Here is a 23,351-nt window from a genome sequence, read left to right as displayed (position 1 = left end):
TACCAATATGATTATTTATTATTTAGAGTAAAGTTCAACGATGAATTGCTCGTTGATTTGTTCTGGAATTTGAATTCTCTCTGGAATAGCAACATATGTTCCTTCCATCGATCCTGTATTCCAAGTAATCCATTCATAAACATTGCTAGAATTAGCTAATGAATTTTGAATCGCTTCTAAAGATTTAGATTTTTCTCTAACGCCAACAACATCACCAGCCTTTAATTGGTAAGAAGGAATGTTTACCTTTTCGCCATTTACTGTTATGTGTCTATGAGATACTAATTGTCTTGCGCCGCTTCTTGAAGGGGAAATACCCATTCTGTAAACCACATTGTCTAAACGAGATTCACATAATTGAAGTAATACTTCACCTGTAATTCCTTTAGAAGCCGTTGCTTTTTTGAACATGTTTCTGAATTGCTTTTCTAATATACCATACGTATATTTTGCTTTTTGCTTCTCCATTAATTGGATAGCATATTCAGATTTTTTACCACGACGACGGTTATTTCCGTGCTGTCCTGGAGGATAGTTTCTTTTTTCGAAGGCTTTATCGTCTCCGAAGATCGCTTGTCCGAATTTACGGGCGATTTTAGTTTTAGGACCAGTATATCTTGCCATTTTAAATTTGTTTTGAGAGTGATTATAGAATTAAGGTCTTAATCTTATCCTTCTATGACCGTTAGCCTCTCGGTTGATACTTGTTAAAGAATTTATTTAAAATAAATTCAAATTTTTCAGTTTGCAAATTTATGCAAAATAAACTAATCCCAATAGTACAATTGAAATTAGTTTATTTTAAAAATTCCATTACATCTAAAAAGATGCTTCGACTGCACTCAGCATGACACTGAAACAGTATTTATTATTATACTCTACGTCTTTTTGGAGGACGACAACCGTTATGTGGCATTGGAGTTACATCGATAATTTCTGAAACTTCAATTCCTGCATTGTGAATAGATCTAATAGCAGATTCTCTACCATTTCCAGGACCTTTCACGTACGCTTTTACTTTCTTTAAACCAGCTTCTTTTGCTACACCAGCAGCATCTTCTGCCGCTAATTGTGCAGCGTAAGGTGTATTCTTTTTAGAACCTCTAAAACCCATTTTACCTGCTGATGACCAAGAAATAACGTCACCTTTTTTATTTGTTAAAGAAATAATGATGTTGTTAAAAGACGCTGTGATATGCGCTTCTCCAATTGCATCAACTATAACTTTACGTTTTTTAGTACTTGCCTTTGCCATGTTTACTTTTAGTTTTTAGTATTAGTTTAAAGTCGCTAGAATCCTAAACCGTTAAATTTCAAACAGATTCTTTCCAACGTCTAAAGACCAAAGACTATTTATTATTTAGTTACTTTCTTTTTGTTAGCAACCGTTTTTCTTCTACCTTTTCTTGTACGAGAGTTGTTCTTAGTACGTTGTCCTCTTAGTGGAAGACCAGATCTATGACGAATACCTCTGTAACATCCAATATCCATTAATCGCTTAATGTTCATTTGCATTTCAGAACGTAATTCACCTTCGATTTTAAATGATCCAACAACCTCACGAATCGCTCCGATTTCGTCGTCAGTCCAATCTTGTACTTTAGTGCTTTCGTCAACTTTAGCTTCAGCTAAAATTTCTTTTGCTCTACTTCTACCTACACCGTAGATATAAGTTAAAGAGATCACTCCTCTTTTTTGTTTTGGTATGTCTACACCTGCAATTCTTGCCATAATTTAACCTTGTCTTTGTTTGAATCTAGGATTCTTTTTGTTAATGACGTAAAGTCTACCTTTTCTGCGCACTAATTTACAGTCTGCGCTTCTTTTCTTTACTGATGCTCTTACTTTCATAATAATTCAATATTCAATATTCTTAATTCAAGGTTCAACATTTAAACTTTAAACTTTGAATTTTGAACCTATTAGTATCTATATGTTATACGAGCCTTCGTTAAATCGTAAGGACTCATTTCTAATTTTACTTTATCTCCAGGTAACAACTTAATGTAATGCATACGCATTTTACCAGAGATATGTGCGGTCACTATATGACCATTTTCTAATTCAACACGAAACATCGCATTTGATAATGCTTCTATTATTGTTCCGTCTTGTTCTATTGCTGCTTGTTTTGCCATAATATATGTTTAGTATTCAGTCTTTAAATTGCAAATACCTTGCCTAAATTTTTAAAACCTGACATTCTAATTTTTTCTCTTATTGCGCAACCGCTTTTCTATTCTTACCTGTCTTCATCAAGCCATCATAATGCTTATTCAATAAATAAGAATTAATCTGTTGCATGGTATCAATAGCTACACCAACCATAATTAAGAGTGATGTACCACCAAAGAACAATGCCCAACCTGGTTGTACGTTCATTAATTTCATAACAAATGCTGGAAAAATAGCCACCAATGCTAAGAATATAGAACCTGGTAAGGTAATCTGCGACATAATTTTATCTAAATACTCAGAGGTTTCAGACCCAGGACGTATGCCTGGAATAAATCCACCACTACGTTTAAGATCATCAGCCATTTTATTGGTTGGTACTGTAATTGCCGTATAGAAATACGTAAATATTATAATTAATAAGGCAAATACTAAATTATACCAGAATCCAAACATATCTGAGAAATTAGATTGCATCCAGATTCCTGCGCTCGTATCCTTTAACCAAGATGATTCTCCAATTAAACCCGGAACAAACATAATCGCTTGTGCAAAGATAATTGGCATTACACCAGAGGCATTAAGCTTTAATGGTAAAAACTGACGCGAACCAAATGCATTCTTTTCATAACCGCCAGAAGCCGTTCTTCTTGCATATTGTACAGCAATCTTTCTCACCGCCATTACCAAGAATACTGATGCTAGAATGATTAAGAACCAGATAACCAATTCTATTAATATCATCATGAATCCACCATTACCGCCTTCAAGTCGAGAATACATATTCTGAACAAACGATTGAGGTAATGTGGCGATGATACCAACCATAATCAATAATGAAATACCATTACCAATCCCTTTATCAGTAATTTTTTCTCCTAACCACATAGCGAATACACAACCTGTTACTAGAATGATTACTGATGAGAAGTAAAAGATATTTTCACTAAATCCAGGTACTAACAAAACACCCATAGAAGTTGCTCCAGATAATGCTGGAATACTTGCTAAATAACCAGGCGCCTGCACTAAACAAATACCAATGGTTAACCAACGTGTTATTTGGGTAATTTTCTTTTGCCCACTAGCACCTTCTTTCTGAAGTTTCTGTAAATAAGGAATCGCAATACCCATTAACTGAACCACAATGGAAGCCGAAATATAAGGCATAATACCCAATGCAAATACAGATGCGTTAGCAAACGCTCCACCTGTAAAGGCATTAAGCAACCCTAAGATTCCACTAGAAGTTCCCTCTTGTAAACCACCTAGAGCATCAATATTGATACCAGGTAGCACAACCTGAGCACCAAAACGATAAACCAAAAGTAAACCTAAGGTTAGAATAATTCTATCCTTAAGTTCTGTGATTTTCCAAACGTTTTTTAATGTTTCTATTATTTTCATCCTATAATCTTATAAAGTTACAGCTTCACCACCAGCAGCTTCAATAGCAGCTTTTGCCGTAGCAGTAAATTTATGAGCAGTTACTGTTAATTTTGCTTTTAACTCTCCTCTACCCAAGATTTTCACCAGCTCATTTTTACCGGCTAATCCCATAGATACTAAAGATTCAAAATCAACACTATCTTTAATTTTCTTTTCATCTACTAACTGTTGTAAAGTATCTAAGTTTATACCTTGATATTCTACTCTATTAATATTAGTAAATCCAAATTTAGGAACACGTCGTTGTAAAGGCATTTGACCACCTTCAAATCCTAATTTCTTAGAATAACCAGAACGCGACTTAGCTCCTTTGTGACCACGTGTTGCAGTACCACCTTTACCAGATCCTTGTCCACGTCCAATACGTTTTCCTTGACTTTTTACTGAACCTTCTGCAGGTTTTAAATTACTTAAATCCATTTTTAAGTTATATTTTTAAGCTTCTTCTACAGAAACTAAATGTTCAACTTTCTTAACCATACCAAGAATACTTGATGTAGCTTCGTGCTCTTTTACTTGACCAATCTTATTAAGACCTAAAGCTTCCAATGTTTGCTTTTGTCTTTTAGTACGATTGATTGCACTTTTTACTTTAGTTACTTTAATCTTCTTTGCCATCTTGTCCTTGATTATCCGTTAAACACTTTTTCAAGTGAAATTCCACGTTCTTTAGCTACAGACTTAGCATCTCTTAATTGTAATAAAGCATCAAAAGTCGCTTTTACCACATTATGAGGGTTTGAAGATCCTTGAGACTTAGATAATACATCGTGTACACCTACTGCTTCAAGAACAATTCTTACCGCACCACCTGCAATAACTCCTGTACCAGGTGCAGCTGGAATGATGTTAACTCTTGCTCCACCATACTTACCTTTTTGCTCGTGTGGTATGGTTCCTTTAAGAATAGGAATTCTTACTAAGTTTTTCTTAGCATCTTCAACGGCTTTTGCAATTGCAGTAGCAACATCTTTAGATTTCCCTAAACCTTGTCCTACGACATTTGTTTCGTCACCTACAACAACAATTGCAGAAAAACCAAATGCTCTACCACCTTTTGTTACTTTAGTTACACGCTGAACGCCAACTAAGCGATCTTTTAATTCTAATCCGCCTGGTTTAACAAGCTCTGCGTTTTTATATTTTTGATACATAATGTCTTAAAATTTAAGTCCTGCTTCTCTAGCACCTTCTGCTAATGATTTTACTCTTCCATGATATAAGTAACCACCTCTATCAAAAGAAATAGTTTCAACACCAGCCTTCATAGCTTTTTCTGCAACAGACTTACCAACTAAAGCGGCAACCTCTGTTTTGTTTCCTTTAGACTTTGCAATGTCTTTATCTCTTGAGGATGCAGCAGCTAAAGTTTTACCAGTTACATCATCTACGAGTTGAGCATAAATTTCTTTATTACTTCTAAAAACAGCTAATCTTGGTTTTGTTTCAGTACCAGATACTACCTTGCGGATTCTGTTTTTTATTCTTGTTCTTCTTTCGTTCTTTGTCAATGCCATAACTTAATTATTAAGCTGATTTACCTGCTTTTCTTCTAATTTCTTCACCAACAAACTTGATTCCTTTTCCTTTGTAAGGTTCTGGTCTTCTAAAACCACGAATCTTTGCAGCTACTTGTCCAACCAATTGTTTGTCAAAAGACGTTAATTTCACTATTGGGTTTTTACCTTTTTCTGAAATTGTCTCCACCTTTACTTCTGGAGCAATATCCAAAACGATGTTATGAGAAAATCCTACAGCCAAATCCAATTTTTGTCCTTGATTAGATGCTCTATAACCTACACCAACTAACTCAAGTTGTTTGGTCCAGCCTTTAGAAACACCTTCAATCATGTTATATATCAATGATCTGTACAGACCATGTTTTGCTCTTAAATCTTTCTTATCAGAATCACGTTCTAATGTAATAGTACCGTCTTCTGATTTAATTTTAATTTCTGAATACTCTTGAGTTAATTCACCAAGCTTACCTTTAGCAGTAATCATGTTGTCTTTAATCTCAACTGTTACACCTTCAGGAATTGTTATTGGGTTTTTACCTATTCTTGACATAATTTCCTGTTTTTAGTAAACGTAACATAATACTTCGCCACCAACGTTTTCTCTTTGCGCTTGTTTTCCTGTCATCACTCCGTGAGACGTAGAAACAATTGCAATACCTAAACCGTTAAGGATTCTAGGCATTTCGTTAGAGCTAGCATACTTACGTAAACCTGGTTTACTGATTCTTTGAATTTTTTTGATGACAGACTCTTTGGTGTCCTTGTTATATTTCAAAGCGATTTTAATCGTACCTTGAACTGAAGAGTCATCAAACTTGTAACTTAAAATAAAGCCCTGATCGAACAATATTTTAGTTATTTCTTTTTTTAAGTTAGATGCAGGGATCTCAACCACTCTGTGATTGGCCTTAACTGCGTTTCTAACTCGCGTTAAATAATCCGCTATTGGATCTGTATACATAGTTATTAATTTGCGGTAGCGGTTTTCGGCACTATTGCCAAACCTGAAACCAATTTATAATCTCTTTTGATAATGTGATAAGCCACATTATTCACATCAAGTTTTTACCAGCTTGCTTTCTTAACACCAGGTATTAACCCTTGGTTAGCCATTTGTCTAAACATTACACGAGAAATTCCAAATTGTCTCATATAACCTTTAGGCCTTCCAGTAAGTTTACAACGGTTATGCTGACGTATTGGTGAAGCATTCTTAGGTAACTTCTGTAATGCCTCATAATCTCCAGCTTCTTTTAAAGCTTTCCTTTTTTCAGCATATTTAGCAACCGTTTTTGCACGCTTTACCTCACGGGCTTTCATTGATTCTTTAGCCATAATTAATTCTTTTTAAATGGTAATCCTAATTCTGTTAATAAAGACTTCGCTTCCTTATCGGTTTCAGCAGAAGTCACAAAAGTGATATCCATACCAGAAATCTTATTGATCTTGTCAATGTTAATTTCCGGGAAAATGATTTGTTCTACAACACCTAAGTTATAATTTCCACGTCCATCAAAACCAGTAGCTTTGATACCGTTAAAATCTCTCACTCGTGGTAAAGCTGAAGTTACCAAACGATCCAAGAACTCATACATTTGTTCTCCTCTTAAAGTTACTTTGGCACCAATTGGCATCCCTTTACGTAACTTAAATGAAGCAACATCCTTCTTAGACATGGTGTGTATAGCTTTCTGTCCAGTTATCTTTGTAAGCTCATCTACTGCGTGATCAATTAATTTTTTGTCCGCAACAGCAGCACCAACACCTTTAGATAAAACTATCTTTTTAAGTTTAGGTACTTGCATTACATTTTTGTAACCAAATTCTTCCGTAAGAGCCGGTACAACTTTGTCCTGATACTCTTTTTTTAATCTTGCAACGTAAGCCATAATTAAATTACTTCATTAGATTTTTTAGAAAATCTCACTTTACTTTCTCCATCCATTCTATAACCAACTCTTGTTGCTTCTCCTTTTGAAGTTAACAATGATAAGTTAGATATATGAATTGATGCTTCTTTCTCTACGATGCCACCTTGAGGACTTTGTGCACTTGGCTTAGTATGTTTCTTAACCATGTTCACGCCTTCTACTATGGCTTTATTCTTATCCATTAATACTTTAAGCACCTTACCTTCTGAACCTTTATGGTCTCCAGCAATCACTTGTACAGTATCTCCTGATTTTATTTTTAGCTTTGTCATCTTATTTATCAATTAAAGCACTTCTGGTGCCAATGATACAATTTTCATGAATTGTTTATCACGAAGTTCTCTAGCTACAGGACCAAAAACACGAGTTCCTCTCATTTCCCCTTGAGGATTTAAAAGTACACATGCGTTGTCGTCAAATCTAATGTAAGAGCCATCTGGACGTCTTACTTCTTTAGCTGTACGAACCACAACTGCTGTAGATACAGCACCTTTTTTGATTTGTCCGTTTGGAGTGGCATCTTTAACAGATACTACAATTTTGTCTCCTACAGAAGCATATCTTCTTTTAGTTCCTCCTAGTACACGGATAGTTAAAACTTCCTTTGCACCAGTATTATCAGCTACTTTTAATCTTGATTCTTGTTGTAACATAATTACTTCGCTCTTTCAATTATTTCTACTAATCTCCAACATTTAGATTTACTTAAAGGTCGTGTTTCCATGATCTTTACAGTATCGCCTTCGTTGCAGTCGTTTGTCTCATCGTGCGCGACATATTTCTTTGTCTTTAACACGAATTTTCCATACATAGGGTGTTTTACCTTCTTAACTTCAGAAACAACAATGGATTTTTCCATTTTGTTACTCGTTACGACCCCTATACGTTCTTTTCTTAAGTTTCTTTTTTCCATCTTTCAGCAGAATACAATTATTGTACGTCTCTTTTAGTTAATTCTGTTGCCACTCTAGCTACTGTGCGACGTGCAACTCGTAACTGAATTGGGTTATCCAAAGGAGATATAGTATGAGCCATTTTTAGGTCCGTATAACTCTTTTTAGATTCACTAAGTTTCTCTTGTAACTCAGCTGTTGAAAGCTGTTTAATTTCTGATTGCTTCATAATATCTTTCTATTAAGCTTCGTAATCTCTAGCTATGATAAACTTAGTTTTTACAGGAAGTTTCTGTGCTGCTAATCGAAGTGCTTCTTGAGCAGTTTCTAATGGCACACCACTTATTTCAAATAACATACGTCCTGGTTTTACAACGGCTGCCCAATATTCGACACCACCTTTACCTTTACCCATACGTACTTCAAGAGGTTTCTTTGTGATAGGCTTGTCCGGAAATATTTTTATCCATAACGATCCTTCTCTTTTCATGTAACGAGTAGCGGCAATACGCGCTGCTTCTATTTGACGTGCAGTTATAAAAGTTGACTCTAATGATTTAATACCGAAAGTACCATTTGATAACAAATGACCTCTTCCCGCATTTCCTTTCATACGTCCCTTTTGCTGCTTACGAAATTTTGTTCTTTTAGGCTGTAACATTTTGTCTTTTCTTTAAAAAATTACTTTCTACGACGAGATTGGTTCTTATTTCCACCACGTCCACCTTTACCTTTTTGTTTAGATAAGCCAACTAATGGAGATAATTCTCTTTTTCCATATACTTCGCCTTTCATAATCCAAACTTTGATGCCCAATCTACCATAAGTAGTATGTGCTTCTACAAGAGCATAATCAATATCAGCTCTAAAAGTAGATAAAGGAATACGTCCTTCTTTATAGTGTTCTTGACGTGCCATTTCAGCACCATTTAAACGACCACTAATTTGAATTTTTATTCCTTCAGCATTCATACGCATGGCAGCGGCAATCGCCATTTTTATAGCACGTCTGTAAGAAATTCTACTTTCAATTTGACGAGCCACACTTGCTGCTACTAAAAATGCATCTAGTTCAGGTCTTTTGATTTCAAAGATGTTCAATTGAACTTCTTTACCAGTAATCTTCTTAAGCTCTTCTTTTAACTTATCTACCTCTTGGCCACCTTTTCCGATAATAATACCAGGTCTGGCAGTAGTGATAGTAACGGTTACAAGTTTAAGCGTACGCTCAATAATTACTCTACTTACACTAGCTTTAGATAGACGAGCATGAATATACTTTCTAATCTTATCGTCTTCGGCAAGTTTATCACCATAATCGTTTCCTCCGTACCAGTTAGATTCCCATCCTCTGATAATTCCTAAGCGATTTCCGATTGGATTTGTCTTTTGTCCCATATCTCTATCTTAGCTTTGTGTTTTATTTATTGCATCTACAACCACGGTTACGTGATTAGATCTTTTTCTAATTCTGTGTGCTCTACCTTGAGGTGCTGGACGCAATCTCTTTAACATAGAACCACCATCTACTCTAATTTCCTTGATAAACAATTTAGCCTCCTCAACGTCAGCATCTTCGTTTTTAGCTTGCCAGTTTGCAATTGCAGACATGACCAACTTCTCTAAACGACGAGACGCTTCTTTAGGACTAAATCTAAGAATCTGAAGAGCTTTCTCTGCCTTTTCACCTCTTACCAAATCCGCAACTAAACGCATTTTTCTTGGTGATGTAGGACAGTTATTTAGCTTAGCAAAAGCAACCTGCTTTTTCTCGGCCTTAATAGCTTCCGCCATTTGTTTTTTACGACTTCCCATGATTCTTATTTTTTACCTTTATTCTTAGCACCTGCATGACCTCTAAACGATCGTGTTGGTGAAAATTCTCCTAACTTATGTCCTACCATGTTTTCTGTAACGAAAACAGGAACAAATTGACGACCATTATGAACTGCAATCGTTTGTCCAACGAAATCCGGAGAAATCATTGAAGCTCTAGACCAAGTTTTAATAACTGTCTTTTTGTTTGAAGCTACATTTTCTGCAACTTTCTTTTCTAATTTATAGTGGATATAAGGTCCTTTTTTTAATGAACGTGCCATACTATCTTAATTATTTCTTTCTACGTTCTACAATATACTTATTACTCGCCTTCGTCTTAGAACGTGTTCTAAATCCTTTAGCAGGAATACCGTTTCTATTTCTTGGATGACCACCTGAAGATTTACCTTCACCACCACCCATTGGGTGATCGACTGGGTTCATTACCACTGGTCTTACTCTTGGACGTCTTCCTAACCATCTACTTCTACCTGCTTTACCAGATACTAGTAATTGATGATCTGAATTTGAAACTGCTCCTATTGTAGCCATACAAGTAATAAGGATCAATCTAGTTTCACCTGAAGGCAACTTGATAGATGCGAACTTATCACCTCTTGCCATTAATTGAGCAAATGCACCTGCACTACGCGCCATTACAGCACCTTGACCAGGACGCAACTCTATACAAGAAATAATTGTACCTAAAGGTATTTCACTTAAAGGCATTGCATTTCCGATTTCTGGAGCGACACCTGTTTCACTAGATACAATATTTTGACCTACTTGTAAACCATTTTGAGCGATAACGTAACGTTTCTCACCATCTTGATAGTTTAACAATGCAATAAATGCTGTTCTGTTTGGATCGTATTCTATCGACTTAACTTCGGCAGGAATCCCAGCTTTGTTACGTTTGAAATCGATAATACGATACCTTTTCTTATGACCTCCACCTACTTGGCGTATGGTCATTTTTCCTCGATTGTTTCTACCACCAGATCTTTTTTTCGGAGCAAGCAAGCTTTTCTCCGGCTTATCAGTAGTAATGGCATCGAATCCATTTACTACTCTAAATCGCTGACCTGATGTGATCGGTTTTAATTTTCTTACTGACATTAATGTCTAAAATTACATGTTAGTGTATAAATCTATTTCTTCACCTTCCGCCAGTTGTACAATTGCTTTTTTAACAGCATTTGTTTTACCATGTTGAATACCAGTCTTTGTGTGACGTGTTCTTCTATCTGGACGGACATTTATCGTACGAACTTTTTCTACAGAAACTCCATAAGCAGCTTCCACTGCTTTTTTGATTTCTACCTTGTTCGCCTTTGTATTCACTTCAAATGCATAAGCATTTAACAACTCACTTTGCATGGTTGCTTTTTCAGTGATTATAGGTTTTATTAAGATACTCATCTGTTCTATTTACTTAAATTCGATTCAATTCCTTCTAATGCACTCTCAATCAGAATTACTTTATTAGCATTCATGATTTTATAAGTGCTTAATTCAGAAGCTGTTACAACTTCAGAACCTTTAAAATTGCGTGATGACAAATATACATTATTATTTGTACCACCCAACACAATAAGAGATTTTTTGTTTTCAACCTCTAAAGCCTTTAAAACATCAACAAAATTCTTAGTTTTTGGAGCATCAAAATTGAAGTCTTCCATTACTAAAATTGATTTGTCATTTGCCTTAATACTTAATGCAGATCTACGTGCTAATCGCTTTAGGTTTTTATTTAATTTAAAACCATAATTTCTTGGTCTAGGACCAAACATACGACCACCACCTTTAAATACACCAGACTTAATAGAACCTGCACGTGCCGTACCTGTTCCTTTTTGTTTTTTAATCTTACGTGTACTTCCAGCAATTTCTGCTCTTTCTTTAGCCTTGTGCGTTCCCTGTCTTTGATTTGCTAAGTATTGCTTAACATCTAAATAGACAGCGTGATTATTAGGCTCTATAGCGAATACGTCTTTAGAAAGCTCAGCTTGTCTACCCGTATCTTTTCCGTTTATATCTAAAACTGCTACCTTCATTACTTCTCAATGATTACATAAGAATTCTTGTGACCAGGAATACATCCCTTTACAACAAGTAAGTTCTTTTCAGGAACCACTTTGTAAACTCTTAAATTTTGAACTTTTACTGTTTCACCACCCATTCTTCCGGCCATCTTCATTCCTTTGAATACTCTCGCAGGATAAGAAGCTGCACCAATAGAACCTGGAGCTCTTAAACGATTGTGTTGACCATGCGTTGCTTGACCTACACCACCGAAACCGTGACGTTTTACTACACCTTGAAAACCTTTACCTTTAGAAGTCCCTGCGATATCCACAAATTCCCCTTCTATAAATTGTTCTACAGTGACAGCATCACCTAATTTGTACTCCGCATCAAAACCTTTAAATTCAACAACTTTGCGTTTTACAGAAGTACCCGCTTTTTTAGCATGCCCTTGAGCTGCTTTAGTAGCGCTTTTTTCTGTCGCGTCATCGAAACCTAATTGAAGTGCATTATAACCATCCACTTCTTCAGTTCTGACTTGGGTAACGATACATGGTCCAGCTTCGATTACTGTACATGGAATGTTCTTTCCATTTTCATCGAAAATGCTGGTCATACCGATTTTTTTTCCAATTAACCCAGACATAATTATTATTTATTGATTATTACTATTTGTTATTCAAAATTCAAGGCTGAAATACGTTTCAGCCTTGAATTGTATTTTTTACCGTTTTTCCCGCGACCGCATCGGTGGGACATTTTTATCAATGAGATTCTTCGACTGCGCTCAGAATGACATTGTGTTCAATTACACTTTGATTTCAACTTCAACTCCACTTGGTAATTCAAGCTTCATTAAGGCATCAATCGTCTTAGAAGATGAAGAGTAAATATCCAATAACCTCTTGTAAGAGCTTAATTGAAATTGTTCTCTAGACTTCTTGTTAACGTGTGGTGAACGTAACACAGTGAAAATTTTCTTGTGTGTTGGTAATGGAATTGGTCCTGTTACAACTGCACCTGTACTTTTTACTGTTTTTACAATCTTATCAGCAGACTTATCTACTAAGTTGTGATCGTAAGACTTTAATTTTATTCTGATTTTTTGACTCATTTTCTTAAGATTTACGATTCAACTCCTTTAGCTGCTTTAATTACTTCTTCTGATACATTCTGAGGCGTTTGTTCATAGTGAGAAAACTCCATAGTTGATGTTGCTCTACCTGAAGATAATGTTCTTAACGTAGTTACATAACCAAACATTTCTGATAATGGCACAGTAGCTTTTACAGTTTTTGCACCAGCTCTATCTCCCATGCTACTCATTTGTCCTCTTCTTCTATTTAAATCACCTACAATATCACCCATATTTTCTTCAGGTGTAATCACCTCTAGTTTCATAATAGGTTCCATTATTACAGCTTTAGCAGCTTTCGCAGAATTCTTAAATCCTAACTTCGCAGCTAATTCGAAAGACAACTGATCTGAATCGACATCGTGATAAGATCCATCCTTTAAAGTTACTTTCATAGAATCTACTTCGAATCCGGCTAAAGGTCCATTGACCATGGCCATTTTAAATCCTTTTTCAATTGAAGGGATAAATTCTTTAGGAACGTTACCACCTTTAATTACAGATTCAAATTGTAATCCTACAACACCTTCGTCTGCTGGTTCAATCGTAAATACGATATCAGCAAATTTACCACGACCACCAGATTGTTTCTTATAAACCTCTCTATGATCTGCAGCTTGTGTAATAGCTTCTTTATATTCTACTTGTGGTTGACCTTGGTTAACCTCAACTTTAAATTCTCTACGTAAACGATCTACAATAATATCTAAGTGAAGCTCACCCATTCCAGAAATAATAGTCTGGCCTGAAGCCTCATCAGTTCTTGCCGTAAATGTTGGATCCTCTTCAGCTAATTTAGCTAAAGCCATACCTAACTTATCGACATCCGCTTTCGTCTTAGGCTCAACCGCAATACCAATTACTGGATCTGGGAAGTCCATAGATTCTAAAACAATTGGATGTTTTTCATCAGACATAGTATCACCAGTCTTGATGTCTTTAAATCCTACTGCCGCTCCAATATCTCCTGCTTCAATAAAATCGATAGCATTTTGTTTGTTAGAGTGCATTTGGTAAATACGTGAGATACGCTCCTTTTTACCAGAACGGTTGTTCAAGATATAAGAACCTGCATCTAAACGCCCTGAATAAGCTCTAAAAAATGCTAAACGACCTACGAAAGGATCTGTAGCAATTTTAAATGCTAAAGCTGAAAAAGGCTCGTTAACACTAGGCTTACGTCTTTCTTCCTTGTCAGTGTCAGGATTAGTTCCAACAACACTTTCTCTATCCATTGGAGACGGTAAATAACGACAAACAGCATCTAATAAAAACTGCACTCCTTTATTCTTAAATGAAGAACCACATACCATTGGAATAATAGCCATATCCATTACAGCAGCTCTCAGCGCAGCATGCACTTCTTCTTCTGTAATTGAATCTTCATCCTCCATGAATTTTTCAAGAAGGTTCTCATCGTAACTTGCTACTTCTTCAATCAATAAAGCACGATACTTACGTACTTCATCTTTCAGGTTTTCTGGAATATCAACAACATCGAAAGTAGATCCATAATTGTCTTCATGCCATACAATAGCTCTATTCTTAACTAAATCAACGATACCTTTAAAGCCATCTTCTTCACCAATATTCAATACAATTGGCACAGCGTTAGATTTCAACATATCCTTAACTTGCTGACAAACGCCTAAAAAGTCTGCTCCTTGACGGTCCATTTTATTAACGAAACCAATTCTTGGTACTTTATAATTATCAGCTAGTCTCCAGTTAGTTTCAGATTGAGGCTCAACACCATCAACCGCGCTAAATAAGAATACTAAACCATCCAATACACGTAATGAACGGTTAACTTCTACCGTGAAATCAACGTGACCAGGTGTATCAATAATATTAAAATGGTAATCTTGAGCTTCTGCTGTTGGCTCACCATTTTCTTTAGGGAAGGTCCAGTCACAAGTAGTAGCCGCAGATGTAATTGTAATACCTCTTTCTGCCTCTTGCTCCATCCAGTCCATTGTTGAAGCTCCATCATGAACCTCTCCAATTTTATGCGAAACTCCCGTATAAAAAAGAATACGTTCTGTAGTTGTGGTTTTACCAGCATCAATATGTGCTGCAATACCTATATTTCTTGTAAGTTTTAAATCTCTTGCCATTTCTTAAAATCTAAAGTGTGAGAATGCTTTGTTTGCTTCCGCCATCTTGTGTGTATCAGCTCTTTTCTTAACAGCTGCGCCTTCTTCTTTAGCTGCTGCTAAAACTTCTGCCGCTAAGCGTTGTGCCATAGATTTTTCGTTTCTTTTACGTGAAAAGCTAATTAACCATTTCATCGCGGTTGAAACCTTACGGTCTGGACGAATCTGCATTGGAATTTGGAATGTCGCACCACCAACACGACGACTACGTACTTCTACGTGAGGCATTACGTTAGATAAAGCTTCTTTCCAAATCTCTAAAGCTGTTTTTTCGTCATCATTTTTTTTCTCTTCAACAATATCAATTGCATCGTAGAATACTTTAAAAGCTACAGACTTCTTACCGTCCCACATCATCATGTTAACAAAACGTGTCACTAACTGATCATTGAATCTTGGGTCTGGTAAAAGCGGTCTCTTTTTTGCTGCTCTTTTTCTCATGTCTTCTTCTTAAAGTTTTAATTACTTCTTAGGGCGTTTTGCACCATACTTAGATCTACGTTGTGTTCTTCCAGATACACCTGCTGTATCTAAAGCACCACGAACGATATGATATCTAACTCCTGGCAAATCTTTTACCCTTCCACCTCTAACCAATACTATCGAGTGCTCTTGTAAATTGTGACCTTCTCCACCAATGTATGCATTTACTTCGTTTCCGTTTGTTAAACGAACCCTTGCTACCTTACGCATTGCTGAGTTAGGTTTTTTAGGTGTCGTTGTATAAACACGAGTACATACACCACGTCTTTGAGGACACGAATCTAAAGCAGCCGATTTACTCTTCTTGGTTATTTTGGCTCTTCCTTTTCGTACTAATTGTGAAATTGTTGGCATATATTTCTATATAAATTTTATTAACCCTCACTTTTGAGGGCTGCAAAGGTAGAAATATATATTTATAATTCAAACAGTTGAGAATTAATTTTTCAAAGAAATATAAACTTTTATTTTATTCATATATAATATGCTCTATTTTTACGTTACACAAGAGTTATTCTATACCGTATTGATGCCTATTTTTAACCGTATTCTTTTTTTTGCTTTATTTCTGGTTTTTCCAAATCTAAGCATTGGCCAATCGCTTATTTTAAATATTGCTGGAGAAAATGAAACGGCAACAATGACAATTGATTCTTTAGGGTACCAAAAACGTTTTGACAATTATAACGGGCTACAATTAGAAATCAATAGTCTAAAGCACAAATTAACTAATCGCGGATTTATTGACACAACAATTGAAGGTGTAACTAAAAAAAGCGACTCCCTTTTTGAAGCACAGCTTATACTAGGTAAAAGAATTGATAGAATCAGAATCCATTACGATTCTAGTTTTAATACCAAACTATTGCAGACCATCAATTACAAATCTGGTGATGGATTCTTCGAGATAAAAATAACAGAGGCAGAAAATCATTTAAAAAAGCTCAATACTAAAATTGCTGAACAAGGTGATCCGTTTTCAACTTTACAACTTATTAATGTAGCGAAATTGAATCCTGATTTGATTTCGGCAGATTTGAAAATTGTAACGAATCAAAAAAGACGCATCGATAAGATTATTGTAAAAGGTTACGAGAAATTTCCGAAGTCCTATATAAAACGTTTCTTAAAGCTTAAAACCGGAAAATCGTTCAACTTGAATGCCATAAGAGATAAAATTGAGTTATTAGAAGATTTACGCTTTGCCAGCAAGATAAAAGACCCTGAAGTTCTTTTTACACAAGATTCCACAACACTATACTTATATATAGAGAAAACCAAAACCAACAATTTTGATGGATTTTTAGGTTTTGGCACTAACGAAAACACCAATAAGATTGAATTTGACGGCTATTTGGATTTAAGACTAATCAATAACCTGAACTACGGAGAAACCTTAAAACTTTTCTATAAAAGTGATGAAATTGACCAACAGACCATTAATGTAGATGTAGATTTACCATATTTATTTGCTTCTCCAATTGGCCTCCAGGTAGGACTTAATCTTTTCAGAAAAGATTCTACCTTCTTGACCGCTAAACAATATGCCAAGATTAATTATCAAATAAATGCTCGGCATAAAATTGGAGCTGGAATCAATGCAACTAATTCTACTAACCTTTTGGAAAACGACACCGAAATTTTAAACGATTATAAAACCAATTATTATACGCTTCATTATAATTATACAAAACCACAATTTTATGACCCTTTATTCCCGATTAATTTCTGGCTTGATTTTTCATATGGTTTTGGAGATAGAAAAAATAATTTAGGAACACAAAACCAAAATATTTTCAGTTTAGATACGTATAAAATCTTTAACCTTAATAATAAGAATAGTTTTTATACCAGAATAAATGGATCGCTATTAACATCTGACACTTATTTAGACAATGAATTATTTCGTTTTGGAGGTATCAACTCTATCCGTGGATTTGAAGAAAACAGTTTAGTGGCTAATCTATATGGAGTCATTAACACAGAATACCGTTATAGATTAAGCAACGGTATTTATGTGCATTCGGTTATAGATGCTGCGTACTTTGAAAATAAACTCACATTGAGCAAGGAAAAGCTTTTTGGTTTTGGATTAGGGCTGGGATTACTGACCAATGCCGGACTCTTTCGTTTGAATTATTCCGTTGGTAAGACCGATAATCGTCAGTTTAAATTATCAGACTCTAAAGTTCATGTAAGTTTGACTGCCACTTTTTGATCATAAACAAAATTTCTTTACTTTCCTTCTAATCGACTAAGAGGTTTAAAAAAAATTGAATATCAAACCTTTATCAACATATTTTATAAGATAGCACCCCAGAAATAGCATTGAGTAAATGGGTGAATTCCATATTCTTTTAAAATTTTAAGACATTATTATTGTTTTATTAACTTTTTATTGTGATTTTTGGCAATGACTAATTCAAATTAATTCAAATATGAAAACAAAGTTTAATGGAATTCTAACCCTATTTTTAGCGTTAGTTGTGCAATTTACGTTTGCACAAGAGAAATCGATTTCGGGAACAGTAACGGATACGTCCGGTTTACCTGTGCCTGGAGTTAACGTAATTATTAAAGGTACAACAACTGGTACCCAAACTGATTTTGATGGTAAGTATACCATTGATGCCAATCAAGGCGATGTTTTGGTCTTTAGTTATGTTGGGCTTTCAACAAAAGAAGTTACCGTAGGCGCATCAAACTCTTATGATGTAGGTATGGCTGAAGACACTGAGGCTCTTGACGAAGTTGTGGTAACTGCCTTTGGTAAAGCAAAACAAAAACGATCATTAGGTTATTCAGCAACTTCGATTGACAGTGAAGAGCTTACTGAGGTTACTGCAATTAACCCTTTAGAGAATCTATCTGGTAAAGTTGCCGGTGTTAATATTACGGCTCCTAATCAGCCTGGTGCTTCTACGAAGGTGATTATAAGAGGCTATTCCTCATTATCTGGTAACGGTCCATTGTATGTTATTGATGGTACTCCTATTTCTAGTTCGGCCAATGGTACATCTGGAACTGGCTTTTCCAGATCATATGATGGTGGTACTAACATTAATGACTTAGACCCTAACAGTATTGAGAGCATCAACGTCCTTAAAGGTGGTCCTGCCGCAGCATTGTATGGCTCCAGAGCCGGTGGTGGTGCTATAATTATCACAACCAAAAAAGGGCGCGATAAGCTAAAAGTAGAGGTTAAAACTGCGATGGACTTTTTAGAAGTTTCTCGTGTTCCTCATTTACAAACAGACTTCGGTCAAGGTTGGGATGGTAAAGGATATTCCTTTTCTGGAGGTGTATTAGGAGCTTCCAATGAAAATGGTTCTTGGGGACCTGCTTTCAATGACCAAGTAAGAGTTTGGGGTAATGTTGTTAATAACACACAACAAATTAAGCCTTATTCACTCCTTGAAAATAACATAAAAGACTTTTATGATATTGGTAACACATTTTCTAACTCTATTAGGTTAAGTGGAGGAACTGAAAAATCTGATTTCTCACTTGTATTTTCTAGAGTAGATTCTGATGGTGTTATTCCTACAGATGCTGATGCATTGACTAAAAATACATTGAACTTAAATGCTGGAATTTCAGCTGATAAGTTTAGGGTACGTGTTGCTGCAAATTATGCTCAAAACAGACAAAATGCTGTTAATACAGGACAAGGTGATGGTGCAGGTCAAGGAAATACGCTAATGCAAGAATTACTGCAGATTCCAACAGACATTAGTGTTGTTGATTTAGAGGATTACAACAATAACATTTTTAACAGTAACGATTATTATTTTACACCGTATGCTAATAATCCTTATTTCACAGTAAAAGAAAATGCTACAAATTTAAGTAGAGAACGTTTTTACGGAAACATTAATTTCCAGTACGATCTCCTTCCTAATTTAGTGGCTACATTTCAAACTGGAGCGGATATTTTAAATGGTGGTGTTCATAGCCACGGTGCTATTATCAGTTACTCCGCTGACTCCCCTAACGCTGGTAACCAAGGTGTTGTAGGTGGAGTAACAGAGCGAACTACTCAAGAAAGACGCTATGAATCTTTATTTACATTAGATTACGATACGCAATTAAGCGATGCTTTTGGATTTGAAGCTTCAGTAGGTGCTACTATGAGAAATCGAATCGGTTCTAGTCTTCAAGTGACTGTTACCAATTTAGATATTCCTAACTATTATGAAATCTCCAATAGCGCAGTACAACCAGTAACTACGCAAAGCGATTATCAAGAAAAAAACAACTCTATATTTGCAGCTCTAACATTTTCTTATCTTGATCGTATCTATTTAAACCTAACTGGTAGAAATGAATGGACCTCTTCATTAGCTCCTGGGAATAATTCCTTTTTCTATCCATCAGCAAACATTAGTGCAATCGCCATTGATAACGGTGAGCATTTTGTAAAATTAAGGGCGGGTTATTCTCAACTTGCTAATGGTGCGCCTCTTTACAGTACTGAGAGTATATCCAATCAAGGTGTAGCTGCTGCTTATTTTGGATCTATTAATTTTCCTTTTAATGGCATAAACTCATTTGAAATAGGAAGAACTTTAGGAAATCTGAATATCGAACCTGAATTTGTAAATGAATATGAATTCGGTATTGAAGCTAATTTCTTTAATCGACGTGTGTCTCTTGATGCTGTCTATTATAATAAAAAGACTGATGGCGCTATCATTAGTCAACAATTGCCACCGTCTACAGGTTATGGTGTTACAGTTGGAAACTTCATGGATATTGAGAACAAAGGGGTTGAGCTAGCTTTGGGGTTAGTTCCAATAAGAACTGATGACTTTAGATGGGATATTAACTATACCTTTACAAAGAATGAAAATGAAGTTACGGATTTGCCTGATGGAACTGACAACTTAGTGATTAACAGTAATTATGGTGTAACCTTTAATGCTGTTAAAGGTCAGCCTCTCGGTGAATTTAGAGCGTTAGTCCCATTAACTAACGATGACGGTCAAATTGTTGTAGGTGATGATGGTGTTCCACTAACATCTGCAACTGAGCAAACAATTGGTAACTCACAGCAAGATTTTGTGATGGGACTTCAGAATGTCATTAGTTATAAAAACTTCAGACTTTCAGTCGGTTTTGATTGGAAAGAAGGTGGTGAGATGTACTCTTATACCTCAAGATTATTAGGTTTTACGGGTGCTTCTCAAGAGACTACTTTTAACAATCGATTACCATTTATTGTACCAAATTCTGTTGTAGATAATGGAGATGGTACATATTCTGAAAACACAACACCAATTGGTTTCGAAGATCAAACTGGTTACTATAACGCTCAAAATAATCCATCGACAGAAGCAACCAATCATTTAATTGATCGTACGTTTATACGTTTAAGAGATGCGTCTTTATCTTATGACTTTCCTTCTAAATGGTTAGATGGAACTGGTATTAGTACATTCTCTCTTAGCGTTTATGGAAGAAATCTTATGTTGTGGACGCCAGATGATAACCCTTATGTAGATCCTGAGGTAACAAGTTTTGGTGGAGCGGATCTTGCTAGTGATGTCGGTGAATTTGCCGCTAACCCAGCTCAAAGAACTTATGGTATGTCTGTTAATATGTCATTTTAAAAAAAAGAAATATGAAAAAAATAATTTATATCTTAATAGGGTTTACTTTAATAACTTCTTGTGAAAAGGAATTAGATATTAATCGTGATCCTGATGCTATTGCTCCTTCGCAGCTAGCATTAAATGTTGAACTACCTGCTAGCATAACTGGTATTGCAGGTGCACAAGGCGCTCCTTATGCGCTTATTGGAGGCTTTTGGTCTCAGTATTGGACACAAAGTAATGCGGCAAATCAATACCGTCTTCTAGATAATTATAATCTAGGAACTACAGATGGTATTCAATCCGGCGCATGGAATGCCATGTATGATGGTCTTTTAGATGTGAGAAATGTAAAGAACAATGCTGCAGCCGCAGAAAATTGGAACTATTACTTGATAGCTACTGTTTTAGAGGCTTATGGATCTCAATTATTGACAGATTTTTATGGGGCAATTCCTTATAGTCAAGCGAATGATCAAGAATTCTTACAGCCAATTTTTGATTCTGGACCAGATGTTTATGATCTTATGATCGCTGATTTAGACGATGCACTCTCCAGAAATCTAAATGCTTCAAATGGATTAGTTCCAGGTGCAGATGACTTAGTTTTCGGTGGAGATATGAGCAATTGGGTGAAATTTGCCAATACTCTGAAACTTAAAATCTACTTAAGACAAACTGAAGCTAGACCAGGTGTTGCGTCAGCCGGTATTTCTGCTATGATAAATTCAGGAACACAGTTTTTAGATACAGATGCTGCTTTAACTGGATTTACCGATGCACCTAATCTAAGTAACCCATTATTTGAATCTGATAGAAGACAATTGAACGTGGGTACTAACTTAAGAGCATCAACTACCATGTATTCATTCTTGGATACTAACGGTGATGAGCGATTATCTGAGTTCTATGGAGCAGGTAACCCACTCAATCAGGGTGATTTTAACAATACCGAAATTGATCCAACGTCAATCTCTGTTGTAAATTTATCACCTACTACACCAGTTTATTTTATAAGTTGGGAAGAAAGTTTGTTTTTACAAGCAGAGGCCATGGTAAGATACAATGGTGGTTCTGGAGCTGAAGATTTATATAATGCAGCAGTTCAAGAAAGTTTTAATAAATGGGGTATAGACGGTTCAACATATGTTAACGGTGGTGTATATGATTATGCTGGCGGTTCCATGGAAGCCCAAATTGAGGATATAATAACTCAAAAGTGGGTTGCTAGTTTCCCTGGAAATGGAGCAGAAGCATTCTTTGAATGGCATAGAACTGGCTACCCAAACACCTCAAGTGTAGCTCAAGATGATGTCGCTTATGTACCTGGTGAGATCGTATATTCTATTGAAGGCACAACTGGAGGCGTGTTTCCTCAACGTATCGAATATCCGAATACTGAGCTGTCAAGAAACTCTAATGCTCCAGAATTAGAATCAATTACATCCCCAATATGGTGGAATCAATAAAAAAAAGAAATATTATGAAAAAATTAATTTTAAGTCTATTTGTGATCAGTGCGCTTTTTCTAAGCTCTTGTGAAACAGATTCTACAGAAGACGTGTCAGAAGTAACGGTCTTCGCTGAACTCTCCTTGTTAGGAGATCCAATAATGTTTAGTCCAGTTGGGCAACCTTTCGCAGATCCTGGAGCAGATGCTTCTATTGGTGGTGCGTCAGCGCCTTTTGAAACTGTAAGTAATGTTGACACCAGCACACCTGGGTTTTATAACGTTACTTATATAGCTACGAATGATGATGGTTTTCAAGCTTCAGCTAATCGACAAGTTATAGTTTATGAAGATAATGGCACTATAGCAGGTATATATGATGGTATTAGAGTTGGAAGAGATGATGGTGGTCTTGTGCTAATTTCACAAATTAGTGCTGATCAGTTTTATATCTCAGATCTTCTTGCTGGATGGTATGAATTTGGACCAAATGGTTATGGTCCAGCCTATGCTTGGCCAGCTACCATTAACGTTTCTGGCAATAGTGTAACTTCTCCTGGTGCTTCAGCAGGATTTGGACCTGCGGCGATATCTAATGGTAACATAAATAATAGTGGACCGTCAACGGTAATAACTTGGGATATACTACTTACCGATTATAATTTTGGTTTTCCTGTTCAATTCACTAAAATAACTCCTTAATTTAAATAAATTAAAAA

The 23,351-nt window shown here is 35.8% G+C and carries 34 protein-coding genes; 4 read left to right on the top strand and 30 right to left on the bottom strand.

Annotation, left to right across the window (positions count from 1 at the left end; translation table 11 throughout):
• Window positions 1-18 precede the first annotated feature (18 nt).
• The 30 genes from rpsD to rpsL form a co-directional block, all read right to left on the bottom strand.
• Window positions 19-624, bottom strand: a complete 606-nt coding sequence (rpsD, locus tag HM990_RS03540) for a 30S ribosomal protein S4 (protein WP_178987616.1) — start codon at window positions 622-624, stop codon at window positions 19-21.
• Window positions 625-871: 247 nt separating this feature from the next.
• Window positions 872-1,255, bottom strand: coding sequence for a 30S ribosomal protein S11 (rpsK, locus tag HM990_RS03535; RefSeq protein ID WP_173281865.1), 384 nt, complete (start codon window positions 1,253-1,255; stop codon window positions 872-874).
• 101 nt (window positions 1,256-1,356) lie between these two features.
• Window positions 1,357-1,731: a 30S ribosomal protein S13 gene (rpsM, locus tag HM990_RS03530; protein ID WP_178987615.1), complete on the bottom strand. Its 375-nt coding sequence runs from the start codon at window positions 1,729-1,731 to the stop codon at window positions 1,357-1,359.
• A 3-nt stretch (window positions 1,732-1,734) separates the two neighbouring features.
• Window positions 1,735-1,851, bottom strand: coding sequence for a type B 50S ribosomal protein L36 (ykgO, locus tag HM990_RS03525; RefSeq protein ID WP_008269159.1), 117 nt, complete (start codon window positions 1,849-1,851; stop codon window positions 1,735-1,737).
• A 71-nt stretch (window positions 1,852-1,922) separates the two neighbouring features.
• Entirely contained in the window at window positions 1,923-2,138 is a 216-nt protein-coding gene (infA, locus tag HM990_RS03520; protein ID WP_007094967.1) for a translation initiation factor IF-1, read from the bottom strand.
• 79 nt (window positions 2,139-2,217) lie between these two features.
• Complete coding sequence (secY, locus tag HM990_RS03515; RefSeq protein WP_178987614.1) at window positions 2,218-3,582, bottom strand: preprotein translocase subunit SecY; 1,365 nt, start codon at window positions 3,580-3,582, stop codon at window positions 2,218-2,220.
• Window positions 3,583-3,591: 9 nt separating this feature from the next.
• On the bottom strand, window positions 3,592-4,044 hold the full coding sequence (gene rplO / locus HM990_RS03510) for a 50S ribosomal protein L15 (RefSeq protein WP_178987613.1): 453 nt from the start codon (window positions 4,042-4,044) through the stop codon (window positions 3,592-3,594).
• A gap of 15 nt (window positions 4,045-4,059) precedes the next feature.
• The gene (gene rpmD, locus HM990_RS03505; RefSeq protein ID WP_178987612.1) at window positions 4,060-4,242 is read right to left on the bottom strand and encodes a 50S ribosomal protein L30; all 183 of its coding nucleotides are present in this window, start codon (window positions 4,240-4,242) and stop codon (window positions 4,060-4,062) included.
• Between the two features lie 11 nt (window positions 4,243-4,253).
• Window positions 4,254-4,778, bottom strand: a complete 525-nt coding sequence (rpsE, locus tag HM990_RS03500) for a 30S ribosomal protein S5 (RefSeq protein WP_178987611.1) — start codon at window positions 4,776-4,778, stop codon at window positions 4,254-4,256.
• Between the two features lie 6 nt (window positions 4,779-4,784).
• A complete protein-coding gene (gene rplR, locus HM990_RS03495) occupies window positions 4,785-5,141 on the bottom strand; it encodes a 50S ribosomal protein L18 (protein WP_178987610.1) in 357 nt (118 codons plus the stop codon).
• Window positions 5,142-5,151: 10 nt separating this feature from the next.
• The gene (rplF, locus tag HM990_RS03490; protein WP_178987609.1) at window positions 5,152-5,694 is read right to left on the bottom strand and encodes a 50S ribosomal protein L6; all 543 of its coding nucleotides are present in this window, start codon (window positions 5,692-5,694) and stop codon (window positions 5,152-5,154) included.
• A 12-nt stretch (window positions 5,695-5,706) separates the two neighbouring features.
• Window positions 5,707-6,105: a 30S ribosomal protein S8 gene (rpsH, locus tag HM990_RS03485; protein WP_178987608.1), complete on the bottom strand. Its 399-nt coding sequence runs from the start codon at window positions 6,103-6,105 to the stop codon at window positions 5,707-5,709.
• Window positions 6,106-6,209: 104 nt separating this feature from the next.
• The gene (rpsN, locus tag HM990_RS03480) at window positions 6,210-6,479 is read right to left on the bottom strand and encodes a 30S ribosomal protein S14 (protein ID WP_178987607.1); all 270 of its coding nucleotides are present in this window, start codon (window positions 6,477-6,479) and stop codon (window positions 6,210-6,212) included.
• A 2-nt stretch (window positions 6,480-6,481) separates the two neighbouring features.
• On the bottom strand, window positions 6,482-7,033 hold the full coding sequence (gene rplE / locus HM990_RS03475) for a 50S ribosomal protein L5 (RefSeq protein WP_178987606.1): 552 nt from the start codon (window positions 7,031-7,033) through the stop codon (window positions 6,482-6,484).
• A 2-nt stretch (window positions 7,034-7,035) separates the two neighbouring features.
• Window positions 7,036-7,347: a 50S ribosomal protein L24 gene (gene rplX, locus HM990_RS03470; RefSeq protein ID WP_178987605.1), complete on the bottom strand. Its 312-nt coding sequence runs from the start codon at window positions 7,345-7,347 to the stop codon at window positions 7,036-7,038.
• A gap of 12 nt (window positions 7,348-7,359) precedes the next feature.
• Window positions 7,360-7,728, bottom strand: coding sequence for a 50S ribosomal protein L14 (gene rplN, locus HM990_RS03465; RefSeq protein ID WP_092446808.1), 369 nt, complete (start codon window positions 7,726-7,728; stop codon window positions 7,360-7,362).
• Window positions 7,729-7,730: 2 nt separating this feature from the next.
• Complete coding sequence (gene rpsQ / locus HM990_RS03460) at window positions 7,731-7,988, bottom strand: 30S ribosomal protein S17 (protein WP_178987604.1); 258 nt, start codon at window positions 7,986-7,988, stop codon at window positions 7,731-7,733.
• Window positions 7,989-8,005: 17 nt separating this feature from the next.
• A complete protein-coding gene (rpmC, locus tag HM990_RS03455) occupies window positions 8,006-8,197 on the bottom strand; it encodes a 50S ribosomal protein L29 (protein WP_115818549.1) in 192 nt (63 codons plus the stop codon).
• 12 nt (window positions 8,198-8,209) lie between these two features.
• Complete coding sequence (rplP, locus tag HM990_RS03450) at window positions 8,210-8,629, bottom strand: 50S ribosomal protein L16 (RefSeq protein WP_178987603.1); 420 nt, start codon at window positions 8,627-8,629, stop codon at window positions 8,210-8,212.
• A 20-nt stretch (window positions 8,630-8,649) separates the two neighbouring features.
• On the bottom strand, window positions 8,650-9,366 hold the full coding sequence (gene rpsC, locus HM990_RS03445) for a 30S ribosomal protein S3 (RefSeq protein ID WP_178987602.1): 717 nt from the start codon (window positions 9,364-9,366) through the stop codon (window positions 8,650-8,652).
• 9 nt (window positions 9,367-9,375) lie between these two features.
• Window positions 9,376-9,783, bottom strand: a complete 408-nt coding sequence (gene rplV, locus HM990_RS03440; protein ID WP_178987601.1) for a 50S ribosomal protein L22 — start codon at window positions 9,781-9,783, stop codon at window positions 9,376-9,378.
• Between the two features lie 5 nt (window positions 9,784-9,788).
• Window positions 9,789-10,067, bottom strand: a complete 279-nt coding sequence (rpsS, locus tag HM990_RS03435; RefSeq protein WP_114310878.1) for a 30S ribosomal protein S19 — start codon at window positions 10,065-10,067, stop codon at window positions 9,789-9,791.
• Between the two features lie 10 nt (window positions 10,068-10,077).
• Entirely contained in the window at window positions 10,078-10,905 is an 828-nt protein-coding gene (rplB, locus tag HM990_RS03430) for a 50S ribosomal protein L2 (RefSeq protein ID WP_178987600.1), read from the bottom strand.
• Between the two features lie 12 nt (window positions 10,906-10,917).
• On the bottom strand, window positions 10,918-11,208 hold the full coding sequence (gene rplW / locus HM990_RS03425; RefSeq protein ID WP_178987599.1) for a 50S ribosomal protein L23: 291 nt from the start codon (window positions 11,206-11,208) through the stop codon (window positions 10,918-10,920).
• 5 nt (window positions 11,209-11,213) lie between these two features.
• The gene (gene rplD / locus HM990_RS03420) at window positions 11,214-11,843 is read right to left on the bottom strand and encodes a 50S ribosomal protein L4 (protein WP_178987598.1); all 630 of its coding nucleotides are present in this window, start codon (window positions 11,841-11,843) and stop codon (window positions 11,214-11,216) included.
• Window positions 11,843-12,460, bottom strand: a complete 618-nt coding sequence (rplC, locus tag HM990_RS03415; RefSeq protein ID WP_178987597.1) for a 50S ribosomal protein L3 — start codon at window positions 12,458-12,460, stop codon at window positions 11,843-11,845. Before rplC ends, rplD begins: the two co-directional genes overlap by 1 nt.
• 162 nt (window positions 12,461-12,622) lie before the next feature.
• Window positions 12,623-12,928, bottom strand: coding sequence for a 30S ribosomal protein S10 (gene rpsJ, locus HM990_RS03410; protein WP_007650482.1), 306 nt, complete (start codon window positions 12,926-12,928; stop codon window positions 12,623-12,625).
• A gap of 11 nt (window positions 12,929-12,939) precedes the next feature.
• Entirely contained in the window at window positions 12,940-15,066 is a 2,127-nt protein-coding gene (fusA, locus tag HM990_RS03405; protein ID WP_178987596.1) for an elongation factor G, read from the bottom strand.
• Between the two features lie 3 nt (window positions 15,067-15,069).
• Window positions 15,070-15,546 carry a 30S ribosomal protein S7 gene (gene rpsG, locus HM990_RS03400; protein ID WP_178987595.1) on the bottom strand — a complete coding sequence of 159 codons (477 nt, stop codon included), beginning with the start codon at window positions 15,544-15,546 and terminating at the stop codon, window positions 15,070-15,072.
• A 21-nt stretch (window positions 15,547-15,567) separates the two neighbouring features.
• Entirely contained in the window at window positions 15,568-15,942 is a 375-nt protein-coding gene (rpsL, locus tag HM990_RS03395; RefSeq protein ID WP_019386263.1) for a 30S ribosomal protein S12, read from the bottom strand.
• A 130-nt stretch (window positions 15,943-16,072) separates the two neighbouring features.
• On the opposite strand from rpsL, the gene HM990_RS03390 reads away from it, so the two are divergent.
• From HM990_RS03390 to HM990_RS03375, 4 genes are all read left to right on the top strand, one after another.
• The gene (locus tag HM990_RS03390; RefSeq protein ID WP_229719355.1) at window positions 16,073-17,806 is read left to right on the top strand and encodes a POTRA domain-containing protein; all 1,734 of its coding nucleotides are present in this window, start codon (window positions 16,073-16,075) and stop codon (window positions 17,804-17,806) included.
• 220 nt (window positions 17,807-18,026) lie between these two features.
• Complete coding sequence (locus HM990_RS03385) at window positions 18,027-21,200, top strand: SusC/RagA family TonB-linked outer membrane protein (RefSeq protein WP_178987594.1); 3,174 nt, start codon at window positions 18,027-18,029, stop codon at window positions 21,198-21,200.
• Window positions 21,201-21,211: 11 nt separating this feature from the next.
• Window positions 21,212-22,651 carry a SusD/RagB family nutrient-binding outer membrane lipoprotein gene (locus HM990_RS03380; RefSeq protein ID WP_178987593.1) on the top strand — a complete coding sequence of 480 codons (1,440 nt, stop codon included), beginning with the start codon at window positions 21,212-21,214 and terminating at the stop codon, window positions 22,649-22,651.
• Between the two features lie 14 nt (window positions 22,652-22,665).
• Complete coding sequence (locus HM990_RS03375) at window positions 22,666-23,334, top strand: immunoglobulin-like domain-containing protein (protein ID WP_178987592.1); 669 nt, start codon at window positions 22,666-22,668, stop codon at window positions 23,332-23,334.
• Window positions 23,335-23,351 lie beyond the last annotated feature (17 nt).

The sequence above is a fragment of the Winogradskyella schleiferi genome (assembly GCF_013394655.1).
Classification (GTDB): Bacteria; Bacteroidota; Bacteroidia; order Flavobacteriales; family Flavobacteriaceae; genus Winogradskyella; species Winogradskyella schleiferi.
The sequence above is the reverse complement of the archived record's forward strand: the minus strand, read 5'-3'. Positions and strand labels throughout refer to the sequence as shown.

What these genes read in the sequence shown, in the direction of transcription:
- rplE (WP_178987606.1), bottom strand. Translation starts at nt 7,033, where the DNA reads ATGGCTTACGTTGCAAGATTAAAAAAAGAGTATCAGGACAAAGTTGTA.
- rpsJ (WP_007650482.1), bottom strand. Translation starts at nt 12,928, where the DNA reads ATGAGTCAAAAAATCAGAATAAAATTAAAGTCTTACGATCACAACTTA.
- rplF (WP_178987609.1), bottom strand. Translation starts at nt 5,694, where the DNA reads ATGTCAAGAATAGGTAAAAACCCAATAACAATTCCTGAAGGTGTAACA.
- ykgO (WP_008269159.1), bottom strand. Translation starts at nt 1,851, where the DNA reads ATGAAAGTAAGAGCATCAGTAAAGAAAAGAAGCGCAGACTGTAAATTA.
- rpmD (WP_178987612.1), bottom strand. Translation starts at nt 4,242, where the DNA reads ATGGCAAAGAAGATTAAAGTAACTAAAGTAAAAAGTGCAATCAATCGT.
- rplO (WP_178987613.1), bottom strand. Translation starts at nt 4,044, where the DNA reads ATGGATTTAAGTAATTTAAAACCTGCAGAAGGTTCAGTAAAAAGTCAA.
- rplR (WP_178987610.1), bottom strand. Translation starts at nt 5,141, where the DNA reads ATGGCATTGACAAAGAACGAAAGAAGAACAAGAATAAAAAACAGAATC.
- rplP (WP_178987603.1), bottom strand. Translation starts at nt 8,629, where the DNA reads ATGTTACAGCCTAAAAGAACAAAATTTCGTAAGCAGCAAAAGGGACGT.
- rpsD (WP_178987616.1), bottom strand. Translation starts at nt 624, where the DNA reads ATGGCAAGATATACTGGTCCTAAAACTAAAATCGCCCGTAAATTCGGA.
- HM990_RS03375 (WP_178987592.1), top strand. Translation starts at nt 22,666, where the DNA reads ATGAAAAAATTAATTTTAAGTCTATTTGTGATCAGTGCGCTTTTTCTA.
- rpsK (WP_173281865.1), bottom strand. Translation starts at nt 1,255, where the DNA reads ATGGCAAAGGCAAGTACTAAAAAACGTAAAGTTATAGTTGATGCAATT.
- rplB (WP_178987600.1), bottom strand. Translation starts at nt 10,905, where the DNA reads ATGTCAGTAAGAAAATTAAAACCGATCACATCAGGTCAGCGATTTAGA.
- fusA (WP_178987596.1), bottom strand. Translation starts at nt 15,066, where the DNA reads ATGGCAAGAGATTTAAAACTTACAAGAAATATAGGTATTGCAGCACAT.
- secY (WP_178987614.1), bottom strand. Translation starts at nt 3,582, where the DNA reads ATGAAAATAATAGAAACATTAAAAAACGTTTGGAAAATCACAGAACTT.
- rplW (WP_178987599.1), bottom strand. Translation starts at nt 11,208, where the DNA reads ATGAGTATCTTAATAAAACCTATAATCACTGAAAAAGCAACCATGCAA.
- rpsS (WP_114310878.1), bottom strand. Translation starts at nt 10,067, where the DNA reads ATGGCACGTTCATTAAAAAAAGGACCTTATATCCACTATAAATTAGAA.
- rpsG (WP_178987595.1), bottom strand. Translation starts at nt 15,546, where the DNA reads ATGAGAAAAAGAGCAGCAAAAAAGAGACCGCTTTTACCAGACCCAAGA.
- rplV (WP_178987601.1), bottom strand. Translation starts at nt 9,783, where the DNA reads ATGGGAAGTCGTAAAAAACAAATGGCGGAAGCTATTAAGGCCGAGAAA.
- rplD (WP_178987598.1), bottom strand. Translation starts at nt 11,843, where the DNA reads ATGAAGGTAGCAGTTTTAGATATAAACGGAAAAGATACGGGTAGACAA.
- rpsN (WP_178987607.1), bottom strand. Translation starts at nt 6,479, where the DNA reads ATGGCTAAAGAATCAATGAAAGCCCGTGAGGTAAAGCGTGCAAAAACG.
- rpmC (WP_115818549.1), bottom strand. Translation starts at nt 8,197, where the DNA reads ATGAAGCAATCAGAAATTAAACAGCTTTCAACAGCTGAGTTACAAGAG.
- rpsL (WP_019386263.1), bottom strand. Translation starts at nt 15,942, where the DNA reads ATGCCAACAATTTCACAATTAGTACGAAAAGGAAGAGCCAAAATAACC.
- rpsM (WP_178987615.1), bottom strand. Translation starts at nt 1,731, where the DNA reads ATGGCAAGAATTGCAGGTGTAGACATACCAAAACAAAAAAGAGGAGTG.
- HM990_RS03385 (WP_178987594.1), top strand. Translation starts at nt 18,027, where the DNA reads ATGAAAACAAAGTTTAATGGAATTCTAACCCTATTTTTAGCGTTAGTT.
- rplX (WP_178987605.1), bottom strand. Translation starts at nt 7,347, where the DNA reads ATGACAAAGCTAAAAATAAAATCAGGAGATACTGTACAAGTGATTGCT.
- infA (WP_007094967.1), bottom strand. Translation starts at nt 2,138, where the DNA reads ATGGCAAAACAAGCAGCAATAGAACAAGACGGAACAATAATAGAAGCA.
- rpsE (WP_178987611.1), bottom strand. Translation starts at nt 4,778, where the DNA reads ATGTATCAAAAATATAAAAACGCAGAGCTTGTTAAACCAGGCGGATTA.
- rpsQ (WP_178987604.1), bottom strand. Translation starts at nt 7,988, where the DNA reads ATGGAAAAAAGAAACTTAAGAAAAGAACGTATAGGGGTCGTAACGAGT.
- HM990_RS03380 (WP_178987593.1), top strand. Translation starts at nt 21,212, where the DNA reads ATGAAAAAAATAATTTATATCTTAATAGGGTTTACTTTAATAACTTCT.
- rpsH (WP_178987608.1), bottom strand. Translation starts at nt 6,105, where the DNA reads ATGTATACAGATCCAATAGCGGATTATTTAACGCGAGTTAGAAACGCA.
- rplN (WP_092446808.1), bottom strand. Translation starts at nt 7,728, where the DNA reads ATGTTACAACAAGAATCAAGATTAAAAGTAGCTGATAATACTGGTGCA.
- rpsC (WP_178987602.1), bottom strand. Translation starts at nt 9,366, where the DNA reads ATGGGACAAAAGACAAATCCAATCGGAAATCGCTTAGGAATTATCAGA.
- HM990_RS03390 (WP_229719355.1), top strand. Translation starts at nt 16,073, where the DNA reads ATGCTCTATTTTTACGTTACACAAGAGTTATTCTATACCGTATTGATG.
- rplC (WP_178987597.1), bottom strand. Translation starts at nt 12,460, where the DNA reads ATGTCTGGGTTAATTGGAAAAAAAATCGGTATGACCAGCATTTTCGAT.